General features: G+C 35.8%; 11 protein-coding genes. 7 read left to right on the top strand and 4 right to left on the bottom strand.

Annotated features, from left to right (window positions below; all coding sequences use genetic code 11):
• Positions 1–41 precede the first annotated feature (41 nt).
• The gene (locus ABEY15_RS10340) at positions 42–3,806 is read left to right on the top strand and encodes a S8 family serine peptidase (RefSeq protein WP_429889983.1); all 3,765 of its coding nucleotides are present in this window, start codon (positions 42–44) and stop codon (positions 3,804–3,806) included.
• A gap of 174 nt (positions 3,807–3,980) precedes the next feature.
• Here the strand turns inward: ABEY15_RS10340 and ABEY15_RS10335 are convergent, their stop codons facing one another.
• On the bottom strand, positions 3,981–4,163 hold the full coding sequence (locus ABEY15_RS10335; RefSeq protein ID WP_429889982.1) for a hypothetical protein: 183 nt from the start codon (positions 4,161–4,163) through the stop codon (positions 3,981–3,983).
• Between the two features lie 573 nt (positions 4,164–4,736).
• Between ABEY15_RS10335 and ABEY15_RS10330 the strand changes: the two genes are divergently transcribed.
• From ABEY15_RS10330 to ABEY15_RS10315, 4 genes are read left to right on the top strand one after another with little or no spacing between them, the layout of a single operon-like run.
• Complete coding sequence (locus ABEY15_RS10330; RefSeq protein ID WP_429889981.1) at positions 4,737–5,327, top strand: TetR/AcrR family transcriptional regulator; 591 nt, start codon at positions 4,737–4,739, stop codon at positions 5,325–5,327.
• A 45-nt stretch (positions 5,328–5,372) separates the two neighbouring features.
• Positions 5,373–6,692: a purine-cytosine permease family protein gene (locus ABEY15_RS10325; RefSeq protein WP_429889980.1), complete on the top strand. Its 1,320-nt coding sequence runs from the start codon at positions 5,373–5,375 to the stop codon at positions 6,690–6,692.
• A 29-nt stretch (positions 6,693–6,721) separates the two neighbouring features.
• A complete protein-coding gene (locus tag ABEY15_RS10320) occupies positions 6,722–7,816 on the top strand; it encodes a DUF917 domain-containing protein (protein WP_429889979.1) in 1,095 nt (364 codons plus the stop codon).
• A complete protein-coding gene (locus ABEY15_RS10315; RefSeq protein ID WP_429889978.1) occupies positions 7,816–9,396 on the top strand; it encodes a hydantoinase/oxoprolinase N-terminal domain-containing protein in 1,581 nt (526 codons plus the stop codon). The genes ABEY15_RS10320 and ABEY15_RS10315 overlap by 1 nt, the downstream gene beginning before the upstream one ends.
• 181 nt (positions 9,397–9,577) lie before the next feature.
• Here the strand turns inward: ABEY15_RS10315 and ABEY15_RS10310 are convergent, their stop codons facing one another.
• The 3 genes from ABEY15_RS10310 to ABEY15_RS10300 all read right to left on the bottom strand — a co-directional run bounded on the left by ABEY15_RS10310 (position 9,578) and on the right by ABEY15_RS10300 (position 12,383).
• Positions 9,578–10,120: a DUF1003 domain-containing protein gene (locus ABEY15_RS10310; RefSeq protein WP_429889976.1), complete on the bottom strand. Its 543-nt coding sequence runs from the start codon at positions 10,118–10,120 to the stop codon at positions 9,578–9,580.
• A gap of 358 nt (positions 10,121–10,478) precedes the next feature.
• Complete coding sequence (locus ABEY15_RS10305; RefSeq protein ID WP_429889975.1) at positions 10,479–11,108, bottom strand: hypothetical protein; 630 nt, start codon at positions 11,106–11,108, stop codon at positions 10,479–10,481.
• A 162-nt stretch (positions 11,109–11,270) separates the two neighbouring features.
• Entirely contained in the window at positions 11,271–12,383 is a 1,113-nt protein-coding gene (locus ABEY15_RS10300) for a zinc dependent phospholipase C family protein (RefSeq protein WP_429889974.1), read from the bottom strand.
• Positions 12,384–12,642: 259 nt separating this feature from the next.
• Between ABEY15_RS10300 and ABEY15_RS10295 the strand changes: the two genes are divergently transcribed.
• Both ABEY15_RS10295 and ABEY15_RS10290 read left to right on the top strand, forming a co-directional pair.
• A complete protein-coding gene (locus tag ABEY15_RS10295; protein ID WP_429889973.1) occupies positions 12,643–13,449 on the top strand; it encodes a protein phosphatase 2C domain-containing protein in 807 nt (268 codons plus the stop codon).
• Between the two features lie 156 nt (positions 13,450–13,605).
• Positions 13,606–13,803 (top strand): helix-turn-helix domain-containing protein, encoded by a 198-nt coding sequence (locus ABEY15_RS10290; protein ID WP_429889972.1) that lies wholly within the window; start codon positions 13,606–13,608, stop codon positions 13,801–13,803.
• Positions 13,804–13,811: the final 8 nt, after the last annotated feature.

The following is a 13,811-nucleotide window of genomic DNA, read 5'->3' as shown; positions in this document are numbered from 1 at the left end:
GAAGTCGCTTTTTTTATTTTATCAGAATAGGAGAGTGTAAGATGACAGGAAAGCCAAGGTTAAATAAGTATGTTACTGCGATGATGACGACAGCTCTTATTGCTGTTCCGACTTTTCAAGCGTTAGCTGCCGGGACAAGCAATCATGTTTCAAATTTAACAAATAGTAGTGCTGTAGAAACGAAACTTCAAGGAATTAACGCAAAAGCAAGTACAGGGAAGCATGTGATAACGCTTATTACAGGTGATGTTGTTACTGTAACAGAGTTTGCAGATGGACAAAGTGTGATCAGTGTTGAGCCAGCGGATAAAGCTGATGGTGGTTCACATATCATGACGGTTAATAAGGATACATATGTTATTCCGAAACAAGCGATGCCATACTTAGCTTCTGGTGCATTAGATCGAAATCTATTCAATATCACAGCACTTATAGCAGATGGATATGATGATGCGTCTCAAAAGACATTACCTGTTATCGTACAATATTCAGAGTCAAAAACTCGCTCAAGCGTGAAACCTACATTAAAAGCTTCAACGAAAACACATGAACTTGAAAGTATAAATGGGGCTGCGCTTTCTACAGAGAAGAAGGATTCGAAAGAGTTTTGGCAAGATGTTAAGAAAAATATTAAATCTGCGGATTCTACCAAATCTACAAAGTCATTAGTTACACCTGGAATTGAAAAAATTTGGTTAGATGGACGTGTTAAAGCAACGCTTGAGCAAAGTGTTCCACAAATTGGGGCACCTACTGCTTGGAATGCTGGTTACAACGGAAGTGGCGTTAAAGTAGCGGTTCTTGACACAGGGATCGATGCACAGCATCCAGATGTAGCTGGTCAAATAAAAGAAACAAAAAGCTTTGTTCCAGATCAAGATGTACGCGATTTCCATGCACATGGTACTCATGTTGCATCTACTGTACTAGGTACAGGGGCAGCATCAGGTGGAAAATATAAAGGTGTAGCACCAGGAGCAAGCCTAATTGTAGGGAAAGTGTTAAGCAATGAAGGCTTTGGACTTGATTCATGGATTATTGATGGCATGGAATGGGCTGCACATAATGCCAAGATTGTAAGCATGAGCTTAGGAAGCGATGAGTCAAGTGATGGTACAGATCCGATGGCACAAGCAGTTAATAATTTAAGTGCTGAGACAGGCTCTCTGTTCGTTATTGCAGCTGGTAATACAGGACGTGAAGGAATCGGTTCTCCTGGAGCAGCAGATGCGGCACTTACAGTTGGTGCAGTTGATAAATCAGATAATCTTGCTTACTTCTCATCAAAAGGTCCTCGTTTTGGTAGTGAAGGATTAAAGCCTGATCTAACAGCACCGGGTGTAAATATTACTGCTGCACGATCTCAATATTCAACTCAAGGAAGCGGATCATATCTTTCGATGAGTGGTACGTCGATGGCTACGCCACACGTGGCAGGAGCGGCAGCAATTCTTTCACAACGCCATCCTGATTGGACAGGCGCACAGCTGAAAGATGCATTAATGAGTACAACTAAAAAATTAGATGATATTAAGTCGTTAGAAGGTGGAACTGGACGTCTTGATGTTGCAGCAGCGACTCTTGGTGATTTGCGTGCGACAGGTTCACTTGATTTTGGTTTCTATGCTTGGCCTCATGATAATGATGGATTGAAAGAGAAAACAATTACGTACAATAACGACAGTGATCAGGCTGTGACGTTAGATCTATCAGCGAAAATTATTGATAATAGCGATGCAGATGCACCTGCTGGTTTATTTAAACTTTCAACGAACAAAGTAACTGTGCCGGCAAAAGGTAGTGCAAAAGTTACTGTTACACTCGATCCGAACGTAGGTGCTAATGGACAACGTTATCAAGGTCAGATTTCAGCAAATGTTGATGGTAAAACAGTTGTGCATACTTCACTAGCTATGATTAAAGAAGAGGAAAGATATCCATTAACGTTAAAAGCAATTGGACGCGACGGTAACCCTACTTTGGCGTATATTAACCTACTTGGCCCAGATGGTGTTCCAGATTTTATTGCAGTTAACGGTACAACAGAATTACGTCTAAAACCAGGAACTTATTCTGCAATGTCAATGATGGATGTTGATACTAATACTGACCACGCTGGCGTTGCACTTGTAGGAAATCCTGAAATTAATTTAGATGGTCCTCAAACTGTAACATTGGATGCACGTAAAGCGAATGAAATTAAAGCAAACGTACCAAATAAAACAGAAGCAAGTTTTAGAAAAATGGAATATTACCGTGAAATTGATGGCAGCAATGTTAGTGACATCTATGTGATGCCGGTTACAGTTGATAAGATGTATGCTGAGCCAACTAAGAAAGTTAAAAATGGAAGATTTACATTTAACACGCGCTGGAGATTGATTGAACCATACATGACAATTAATTTCAAAGGCAATGAATTAGATGATATTCCACAAGCTGGAAGTACATTACTAGATGGAAAATACAACTTTGATGCTGTTTATGTAGGTAAAGGTGCTCCAGCGGATTATAAGGGATTAAATGTTAAAGGTAAGGCTGTTATCGTTGATCGAAGTGATGAAGTAACTGGTATGGAGCGCTCTGCAGCAGCATATGCAGCAGGTGCAAAACTAGTTATTACTGTAAATGATGGACCAGAAGAAATTAGTGAATATGTTGGAGTTGAAAATGAAGATTACTCACTTTCAGATTCTCCAATCGCGGTTGTAGCAATCAGTCAAACAGAAGGTAAAAAACTGATTGAAACTGCGAAGTCCAAAAAAGCAACACTTGACGTAAAAGGTACTCCTAATACGAAATACGTTTATGATCTTGTTGATAACCATGATAATGCAATTCCAAAAGACGTAACTTATTCACCTAAAGCGAGCGACCTTGTAAAAATTAATGCTGAATACAAATCAGATCAACCTACAGCTGGTGGTGAATTCCGTTGGGATATTCCATCATACCGACCTAATGGAGTAGGTTACCAATTTAAATTAAATCTACCATCAGTTCGTACTGAATGGGTTTCTGCTCAAAAAGGTACTTCTTGGTATCATCAAGCTAGTGTGTTAGATGCAGCTTGGGAAGTACGTCAACCGAAAGCAACTTACAAACCAGGACAAACATTAGATGAAGAGTGGTTCTCACCAGTTGCTCGTCCTCGTTTAGGTGATGGCTTCTGGAAACCTTATCGTACAGGAAACAACTTAGTCATTAACATTCCTGCATGGGCTGATTCTGGAGTTGGAAGCACAGGTTCAGAAACTAATTACCCAGGTTCACAAACATTAAAACTATACCAAGGATCTAAACTAGTAAAAGAAGCAAAAGGACAAGCAATCTACTCATTTAACGAGTATCCAACTGCAAATACACAGTATAAAGTAGTTAGTGATGCTTGGCGCGACCCACAACGCTTCGATAATTCTGTAAAAACACATACAGAGTGGACATTCTGGTCTAAGGAAGAAGAAGAAGAATATAAAACAGAACTTCCATTAATCTCGCTTGATTACAATGTAGAAACTGACATGAATGGTAATGCAAAATCAGGTCGTTGGATTGATTTAGAAATGAAAGCTATTCAAGTAGCTGGTGCACCAGGAAATGGTAAAATGAAAGGTGCAACATTAGAAGTTTCATATGATGAAGGCAAGTCTTGGGAACTAGTTGATTTAAATCGTGAAAAAGATAGCTGGAAAGCAAGAATCGAAAACCGTAAGAATGCATCTACTGTATCATTAAGAGCAAGTGCTTGGGATGATGCAGGTAATAGTATTAATCAAGACATTATTAAAGCTTTTGGATTGAAGTAAATAAAGATTGAGAGGGGCACCTTCCGTTTGGGAGGTGCCTTTTAATGTGCCAATGAGGGCTTTTTTATGTAAGTACAAAATGATCAAACTAGCCTAAAGATCAATGAAAGTCGCATATACATAATTCTCAACATTAAAAAAGGCACCTTCCAAATAGAAGGCACCTCTTAATTATTAACTATTTTGATCAGCTTTTTCAGCGTCCAATAATTCTTGCATGAATTTAAGATTATATGTATGGCTTTCTTTCAGTCTGCTATGTCTTGTTAGTTTGATTAAGTTTTGGTAGTGAGTGATTTCTTCCTCTAGTGATGAAATGACATTTGCACGATATTCTTTTAATTCTTGTTCGTTCATTTTTCATTCCTCCTATAATAGGGATTTAATAATTTAAGTATAACACTAATATGGAAAAATAAATCAAATTTCATTGTGAAAGAGGCAAGATTACACAAAATTTACAAAAAATTGTAGATCAATTAATTCGTAAGTAGGCAAATTAGGTTTTAAAAAAAGCGATCATTTTATTAGAAACAAACTATTAATGATGTCCTGAGAATTTCATAAATTATTTAAAGTATTTTCTGAAAAATCATTGTATTCTGTGTTTTGTGGTGGTAATATAGCTACAATATATTTTTTAGTGAATGGAGGGATTCAAAAAAAAGTAAAAGTTAGAAGTCATATTTTTTTTCGTTCGTTACCTAACATGTGTTAGGTAGATTAGAAAGTAATCTTATTTTTTTACCTATTTACCTAACGATTGTTAGGTGGTTTTTGTAATATTTTTCGCTCATTACCTAACAAACATTAGTTAGGAGTTTTTAAAGTAGATAATATAAATATTTGAGTTAAAGGAAAGAAACTATATTTTTTAACTCATTACCTAACGTACATTAGTTAGGTGAATTAGGGGGATTTGTATAAAGGATGACTATTAAAACAAAATCAACAAAAGAAAGTATTAAGGAAGCAGCAACAAAGTTATTCGCAAAAAAAGGATATTCTGGAATGACACTTAGAGAAATCGCAAATGAAGTTGGGATTAAGGCACCATCTGTTTATGCTTTTTTTGAGGGAAAGGATGATATTTTTCTAGCTGTATATAAGGAAACATTGGATGGACATTTATCAATCGTTGAGTCACATTTTAAAAGCAATCAATCTACTAAAGTTCAACTCTACTCTATTTTAAAATCAGCGATTGATTTTCAGTATCAAGAGGAACTAAAAGCTAAAATATTAGTTCGTCTCATGACATCTCCACCAGAGTTTATAAAGGAAGATATTATGAAACGTTTTGGTTCAATGGAGCAAGATGAGTATAAAATTCTTTCTGAAATTTTTAGACTAGGGATTGAGAAAGGGGAAATTAAAGATAGTGATTGTCATGCGTTAGCTTTATCGTTCCAATGCATAATGGACGGGCTGTTTTGGCAAATGCATCGACATAGTGAAGAGGAGATTTATACAAGATTGGATCTAACATTTAATCAGTTTTGGAATGGAATTTCACAATAAATAAAGGTTTACTAACTGGTGAAAAATAATGGGGAGGTCAGATTAATGGGAAATAAGTCAAATATTGGAGATGATTATTCACTATCAAGGGTTCCACAATCGGCGCGACTACCGATGTGGGATATTATGCTTGTGCGAGTTGGTGCTTTGGCAACATTGTCTCAGTTTATGTTGGGTGCTTCATTAGGGTATGGGATGACTTTTTGGCAAGCGTTTTGGGCGACGATGTTCGGAAGTGTTCTGTTGCAAATTGTTAGTTTTCTATTAGGTTATGCAGGGGCACGCGAAGGACTTTCTACTAGTCTTTTATCCCGTTGGACTGGATTCGGTAGATATGGCTCCAGTATTATCGGCTTTGTTGTTTCCATATGTTGTATTGGTTGGTTTGGCGTACAGAACTCTGTTTTTGCAAATGGATTAGTCGAGGCGACTAATGGTAAATTGATTCTTCCTGTTGCTGCTGCGATTACAGGTATAGGTGTAACTGTCTTAGTTATTTTTGGATTTAAACTATTAAGCCTAACAGCGAAAATTGCAGTTCCTGCTTTTCTGATCGTAGTAGGATTCGGAGTTTATAAAGTTCTTAGTGATCATTCAATTATTAGTTTAATAGGAACGCCTCCTCCAGGTCAGTCACTTTCAATTGGCGTTGGTGCAACATTGGTTGCTGGAGGATTTATGATTGGTGCTGTTATTACGCCAGACTTTAGTCGCTTTGCTCGAAGCGGTAAAGATGTTTTTTGGATGACTACGATTGGTACTCTTGTCGGTGAATTAGGCGTTAGTATGATTGCGGTATTGATGTCACATGCAGCAAAAACAAATGATGTTGTGAGTATTATGCTACAAACATCTGGTTGGATTGGTGCAGCAGTTGTTGTTTTCTCTACTGTAAAAATCAATAACTTGAACTTATATTCTTCTTCTCTAGGATTTACGAATATTATCGATACGATTTTTAAAGTTAAAGTGAATCGTGGAATTGTAACACTTGTGATTGGATTAATCGGTTCATTATTATCCATTCTTGGTATTCTTGACCGTTTTGTAGATTTTCTAGTTTTCCTTGGCGTCATGATTCCACCGATTGCGGGAATTATGGTCATTGATTACTTTGTATTAAAGACCTATCGAAAAGCGTTGGATGAGAGTAAGGAAAAGGGAACTTTACCAGCTGAACCAGAAAAGATTAATCCAGTGACATTAATTGCATGGGCAGCAGGATTTGCAGCTGGTTATTTTATAAAATTTGGAATTCCATCAATTAACTCACTTGTATTAAGTGGAATTGTTTATTACTTCGGTGTTTTAATTTTAAAAGCAATTAAAAATAAGCGAGTAGTGGATGAAAAAATTACCGCATAAAATTTCTGAATATTGGAGGTATTCTAAAAATGAGAAAAATAGGGAAACAGGAAATTGAAGATATTGCTGTAGGTGCTGCTTTACTAGGTACAGGAGGAGGGGGAGACCCATACATAGGTAAGTTAATGGCTTTACAAGCGATTGAAGAATATGGCGAAATCACTTTATTAAATGTAGATGAAGTGCCGGATGATGCATTAATTGTTCCATCAGCGATGATGGGTGCTCCAACCGTATTGCTTGAAAAAGTTCCAAGTGGTGAAGAGATGTTTAGTGCATTTCAAAACCTTGAATCTTATTTAGGAAAGAAAATATATGCAACGATGCCAATCGAGGCTGGTGGTCTAAATTCGATGATTCCTCTTGCCCTTGCAGCGAAGCTAGGTTTACCTGTTGTGGATGTAGACGGCATGGGAAGAGCATTTCCAGAATTACAAATGGTTACATTTTACTTAGACGGTATTTCGGCTACACCAATGGTTCTTGCCGATGAGAAAGGGAATAATTCTGTACTATCAACAATCAATAATCTTTGGACTGAACGGATTGCCCGTGCAGCAACAATTGAAATGGGTGGTTCTGTCATGACTGCCATTTACCCGATGACTGGAAAAAATTTAAAAGATAGTGGAATCCGTAACATTCTTCAACTCGAAGAAGAGTTAGGAAAAGCAATCAGACTTGCAAAAGAAAACAATGCAGATCCAGTTAAAGAGGCATTAAAATGTGCGAAAGGCTTTGAACTTTTCCGTGGAAAAGTAACAGATATTAACAGAAAAACTGAAAGCGGATTTGCAAAAGGGATCGCAACATTTGAGGGCATTAATGAATATAAAGGGGAAACATTAGAAGTTCGTTTCCAAAATGAGCACTTACTGGCACAAACAGATCAGCGTTTACTTTGTGTCACACCAGATTTAATTGCTGTACTTGATGCAGAAACAGGACTTCCAATTACAACAGAAGGTATTCGATATGGCGCGAGATGTGTAGTAGTCGGAATTCCTTGTCATCCAAAATGGAGAACTGAAAAAGGAATTGAAACAGTAGGACCAAAATACTTTGGCTACGATGTTGACTATATACCAGTAGAAGAACTTGTTAAAAAAGGAGTGACATTATAATGAGTACATATCGAATTGGTATTGACGTTGGTGGAACGCATACTGATGCAGTTCTTTTAGATGACCATAATCAAGTAGTATCTGAAACGAAATCTCCTACAACAGAAGATGTTGCGACAGGAATTTATACAGCATTGAAGAAAATTATCGACGACGCGAATGTACCAAGAGAACAAATTAAATACGCAATGCTAGGTACTACACATTGTACAAATGCAATTGTTGAAAGAAAGAGATTAAATAAAATTGCAGCGATTCGGATTGGAGCCCCTGCAACTTTAGCAGTAAAACCTCTAGTCGGTGTTCCTGATGATCTTCGTGAAGCACTTGGTAAATATGTCTATTTAGTACGTGGTGGTCACGAGTTTGATGGAAGAGAAATTGTTTCTTTAGACGAAGCACATTTATATCAAATTGCAAATGAAATTGAAGGAAAAGTTGATTCGGTAGCAATTACTTCTGTATTTTCACCTGTTTCAAAATCTCACGAAGAAAGAGCAAGTGAAATTATGAAGGAAGTACTTGGAGATGATGTAGCTATTTCACTATCATCAGAAATTGGTTCAGTAGGATTACTAGAAAGAGAGAATGCTACGATTATCAATGCCGCAGTTGTAGATGTTGCAAAAACAGCGGCAGATGGATTCATTAATGCATTAAATAATGAAGGGATTGAAGCAAAAGTATTTTTCGGACAAAATGATGGTACATTAATGTCTGTAGAATATGCTGTGAAATATCCTATTTTTACAATCGCTTGCGGTCCGACAAACTCATTACGTGGAGCATCTTATCTGACTAAAAGTTCAGATGCGATTGTTGTAGACGTAGGAGGTACAACATCGGATGTTGGTGTTTTAATTCAATCTTTCCCACGTGAATCTTCTCTTGCAGTAGAAATAGGCGGAGCGCGAACAAACTTCCGTATGCCTGACCTAATTTCAATTGGACTTGGCGGAGGAACGATTATTCGAATCAAGGATAATGGAGAATTCACAGTTGGGCCTGATAGTGTTGGCTATCGCCTTCCAGAAAAAAGTTTAATTTTCGGAGGAGATACGTTAACTACAACAGACGTAGCAGTTGCCCTTGGCAAAGTCGAGCTAGGTGATCCATCAAAAGTAGCTCATCTAGATAAAGAATTATTAAATAAAGTGTATGTGAAAATGGTCGAGTTAGTTGAAGAAGCAATCGATAAGATGAAAACAAGCGCAGAAGATGTGCCGGTTATTCTAGTTGGTGGTGGTAGCATCCTACTTCCTGAAAATTTAAAAGGAGCTTCAGAAGTTATTCGTCCGCAACATTCAGGTGTAGCGAATGCAATTGGCGCAGCTATTTCACAAGTAAGTGGTCAAGTAGAACGAATTTATAAATTAGTAGAATTAACTCGTGATCAAGCATTAGAAATGGCAAAGGATGAGGCAAAGCAAGAAGCAATAAAAGCGGGAGCAGATCCTAATAACTTGGTAATTGTTGATGTTGAGGATGTGCCACTGGCTTATTTGCCAGGTAATGCGACTCGTGTAAGGGTAAAGGCTGCTGGAGATTTGGCAAAGGTTGAGGTTAATGAATTAGTTTAATATGGAATTAGGCACCTTCTATTTTGGAGGTGTCTTTTTAACGTGTTGAAAAATTGAAATATAAGTTACATAATGGAAGCAATTTTCCACATGAAAAAAATCCCCTCCATTGGAGAGAACAATCTTTTCTTTTGACTGTCTCCTAAAAGGGGATTCAAACTATATATTTTCTTTTATATTTTTAATTTCTTTGCTTAAGTAAATCTCTAATCTCTGCTAATTGATTTTCTATATTGGTTAGACGACTTTGCATGTCATCAATCTCTTGTTCTGCTTTATAATTTATTGCAAAATCTATAATGGATTCATGCTTATCGCGTACTGCTTGTCGGTTTTGACTCATCATTATGACTGGTGCTTGAAATGCTGCAATAAAAGATAGACATAAGTTCAACAAGATAAAAGGCGCAGAGTCAAAATGAAAAGCTTTCGTGATCGATAAGCTATTCCAAATCATCCAGGCAGCAAGTGTACAACTAAACCAAATAATAAATTTCCAACTGCCACCAAATTGAGCAATTTTATCTGCGATTCTCTCAGACAATTTTGTTCGTTGGGTGTAATCACTATTTAAATGTTGCAGAATTTCTGACTCATAACGATCCACTAATCGGTCAATACGTGATAAGTTTTCATGGTTTAAATCAATATCAAACCCTTGAATTTTTTTTGGTTTCTCAACTTGTTTTTTAAAGTAAATTTGCTTCCAAATGTTGTGTACCATATTCCAACCTCCTCTTTTCTAGAGGAAGCCTTCAAAAGCTTATAAAAGTTGGATTACATTTTTATGATGTAATCCTCCTCGGATATTCAATTGTATGACTTCCTCTGATGTCGGTAAATTATCCGAATCACCTATACTGGGACTACCCATAAAAATGTTCCACCTCACTTTTTTCGTATAAATAATACCTTTACTATTATATGATGACTTATCCGATAGGACTATACTATTTTTAAATAATTTATTATATTCCTTTATATAATCTTATTTCTATTTCTAATTCAATAAAAAAAGGCGCGTCTGCGACTAGGGATATTTTTTAACAAGAGGGACGGATATACCGTCCCGTTTAGCATGATTATTTTTTCTCTTTTGTATTAAATGTTTCTTCATAGCGCTTGGATAATATGTAATAATGATAGCCTCTTGAATTTGAAATCAATTGAGATAATAATGTTTTTGCTTCTTCATGTTTGTTTTTCTTCAGTAATAGTTCGAACTCAAGTAAGTTTTTAAATTTCTTTGAACGCATTGAGTCCTTTGTTGCTTTTGCTTTCTCTAGTTCATTTTCTTCAATAAATAAAAGTGTTTTGTAATATGAATTCCACTCAGGTACTTTAATGAAATCAATACGTTCATTAATAAATCGTATATCTTTTTTGGAAAAGCCGTAAACAACTTGATAAATGGCTTTTTTTGAGGGGCTAATTCGTTTCTTCATAACGTATTGATACGACTGTTCGATCTCATCGTGCATATGGTTTGTAACAGAATAAAGAAAATAAAGGATTGATTTTTTCGATTGCTTACTTAGAAAGCGTTCGATCCGCGTTAGGTTTTTTGAAAAATAAAATGGATAAAACATTGTCCAAAAAAATAAGAAAAGAACTGCAACATAAAAGATTCCAAATACATAAGATGGTGCATCATATAGACCTAAACAAAAAGCACCGATAAACAATGAGATAATAAATATAATTTTTTTCATAAAGCCTCCGTGTTTTACTTCTAGATGTATCTAAATTATATCATCCTTATCCATTTTAGGTCTTTTATATGTAAGCTAGGGAATCAAATCAATCTATTTAGAAGCGAATGAATAGAGTAATGTATTACTAGATTACTACCACTCGGCATGTATTGTATCGGATTACTTAGAAATTGCTGAGATTTTCACGATTTTTAAGCTTGATACTTGATGATTAAAGTTACCTAAATCATTAACATCATCTGTAAGAACAATCGACGCTCCTTTATAATTTGCATCGGAAAATAAAGTGACTTGATAGCCCGGTGCAATATGTATAGAAGAAATGGTATCATTGCCAATACCTTTTACAAGCTGATCGTAATCATAATTACCTGATCCTAATATTTCTGATGCACCGCCAAAAGCATTTTCCTTATATACCGTCACAGGCATTTCTACACCGTTTACGCGAAAAAACATATCTATGAATCCAGCAGTCTCTCGTTCTGCTTGATTTAACTGAACAAGAGTCGGATTTTTTACCTCGTTTTTCCACATGGCAGAATAATAGTTACTGTAAGCTGCTTGCCAGAAGTAATTAATAATCGTATCATTCCAAACTTGAGGTAAAACGGATTTTGCTTGTACCGCAGCTTGATGAATCCATGCTTCAGGATCAGTCGAAGCGATCCAATTATATAAACCTGAATCTGGCACCGTCATTTGACTTTGAATACTTTCCGCATAATTTTCAAACTTCGAATGATAGCCCGGTGCGTTATGATCTAAATTGGAAATATTTGAAGCATGTAGAGGCTGTGTTACATCTGTAAAATAGTGTAAAGATACTCCCAAATAGTAGAATGCATTGTAAAAATCACCTTTTTTATAGTAATCCGATGCTAGATTAAAATACTTCGCTCCTGATTGACGAGCTGTTGGATAAGAAACTCCCGTATAATTTGTTTGTGTGTCTGGATCATAGAAGTGAGACATAAATGTGCCAGTATCATAAAAAGGATTAATATGGTCTGCATCGTATAAGCCCTGCTCCCAACGATCGCGAAACTGATTAAGTAGAGTTGTAGGCTTGTTGATTGCAGGATTCGTATTATCAGCTATAAGCTTGACACTGCCATTTACGATAAAATGATGTGTACTATGATCCTGATTATGAACATCCTCGTCAGACCATGCGAATGCTTTTTGATCATTGCCAAATAATGATGTGATTGCAAGTGCACTTCCAGCAACTAGTGATAATAGCTTTTTTGATTGAATACGTTTTTTCATAATACACCTTCTTTTTTGTATTTGGTTGTCTTACACGCAACAATGTTTAAGTATAATAAGTTTTTGTTAACGAGATATTTCATTTGTATGAAAATTTGTTAAATTTTGGAAACTATGCCGATCATGGAAATAGTGGGTTCTACAAAGTTTTGATAATAAAGCCAAATTTTTAAGAATTAAAATAAAAGTACATAATCCTTTTTGTGTTCCATATTAATTTAAAGACCTGCAAATTCATTTGTTTGGTGGTGATTAAAATATGGAGATTAGTACTACTGCTAGAAAATCTCTTTCAAAAAATGTGTCCGAGGATGCAATGGTAGTAAACAAAGAGATAAATGTATATGGGGTTTTTGATGGAGCAACACCAATTTCTCTATTTAAGAATGCTGATGGCATGAATGGTGCATATATAGCTTCAAATTTATTTAGAAAGTATTTTCAAAATCATTTCAGAGCTGAAATGACTTTATCAGAAGGAATTATTCTAGCAAATAGAAGACTAATGAAAGAAATGAAGTTAAATAATGTAGACATAAACCGTCCAGAGGAACGGTGGTCAACATGTGTTGCCATTATAAAAATTGAAAAGCAAAAGGTATCATTTGCTCAACTTGGGGATTGTATGATTTTAGCAGAATACCATAATGGTCAAATAAATATCTTAACTAATGATACAGTAAAAGATATTAGTATTAGGGCAAAAATGAGACGAGAAAAAGAGCGGAAACAAGGGCTAGTTTTACCAGATGAATCATACTACCAGTCTATTAAAAATCAACTTATTTATAATCGAAGTATGGCTAATACAGTTGATGGTTATTCAGTTGCAAACGGAACCGAAGCTGTCGGAAACTATATTCAATCGGGATCTATAAATACAAAAAATTTAAAGTCAATTTTACTAATCAGTGATGGATTATTTCATCCGAAGTTTGATTTGATCCATTCTTTTAAAGTAATTAAGGAGATTGGTTTGGATGAATATTCAAAACGATTAGAAATGGAAGAGTTGAAAAGTAAGATTCATTCTGATGATAAGACGGGGATATTTGTTCGCTTTTAATTTTAGATGCCAAATTAGGTATCTTTTTTATGTATAAATATTGTAACAAATATAAAAGCAATATTTTTTAATCTAGAAAATGCAATTGAAAGGGCAGTCGTTTTATGTAACGGCGAAACTCTTGTAATTGAGGACTTTCCAAGAGAAATACGTGAAATGAAGAATGAAAGTTTAATTGAATCAGTGAATGACGATCTCCCTTTACCAGATATTTTAGATCAAATCGAGAGAAAGTACATATTAAAAGCTCTTGATGATTCGCTTGGTCAGCCTGCAAAAGCAGCTAGAAAGCTCGGGATATCCAGACAAAGTCTTTTATATAAGATGAATAAGTATTTTTCTGAGAAAGTTTAGTGGGAGGC

Origin of the sequence: Gottfriedia acidiceleris (assembly GCF_050457485.1) — a bacterium.
Classification (GTDB): Bacteria; Bacillota; Bacilli; order Bacillales; family Bacillaceae_G; genus Gottfriedia; species Gottfriedia acidiceleris_D.
The sequence above is the reverse complement of the archived record's forward strand: the minus strand, read 5'-3'. Positions and strand labels throughout refer to the sequence as shown.

What these genes read in the sequence shown, in the direction of transcription:
- ABEY15_RS10340 (WP_429889983.1), top strand. Translation starts at nt 42, where the DNA reads ATGACAGGAAAGCCAAGGTTAAATAAGTATGTTACTGCGATGATGACG.
- ABEY15_RS10335 (WP_429889982.1), bottom strand. Translation starts at nt 4,163, where the DNA reads ATGAACGAACAAGAATTAAAAGAATATCGTGCAAATGTCATTTCATCA.
- ABEY15_RS10330 (WP_429889981.1), top strand. Translation starts at nt 4,737, where the DNA reads ATGACTATTAAAACAAAATCAACAAAAGAAAGTATTAAGGAAGCAGCA.
- ABEY15_RS10325 (WP_429889980.1), top strand. Translation starts at nt 5,373, where the DNA reads ATGGGAAATAAGTCAAATATTGGAGATGATTATTCACTATCAAGGGTT.
- ABEY15_RS10320 (WP_429889979.1), top strand. Translation starts at nt 6,722, where the DNA reads ATGAGAAAAATAGGGAAACAGGAAATTGAAGATATTGCTGTAGGTGCT.
- ABEY15_RS10315 (WP_429889978.1), top strand. Translation starts at nt 7,816, where the DNA reads ATGAGTACATATCGAATTGGTATTGACGTTGGTGGAACGCATACTGAT.
- ABEY15_RS10310 (WP_429889976.1), bottom strand. Translation starts at nt 10,120, where the DNA reads ATGGTACACAACATTTGGAAGCAAATTTACTTTAAAAAACAAGTTGAG.
- ABEY15_RS10305 (WP_429889975.1), bottom strand. Translation starts at nt 11,108, where the DNA reads ATGAAAAAAATTATATTTATTATCTCATTGTTTATCGGTGCTTTTTGT.
- ABEY15_RS10300 (WP_429889974.1), bottom strand. Translation starts at nt 12,383, where the DNA reads ATGAAAAAACGTATTCAATCAAAAAAGCTATTATCACTAGTTGCTGGA.
- ABEY15_RS10295 (WP_429889973.1), top strand. Translation starts at nt 12,643, where the DNA reads ATGGAGATTAGTACTACTGCTAGAAAATCTCTTTCAAAAAATGTGTCC.
- ABEY15_RS10290 (WP_429889972.1), top strand. Translation starts at nt 13,606, where the DNA reads ATGAAGAATGAAAGTTTAATTGAATCAGTGAATGACGATCTCCCTTTA.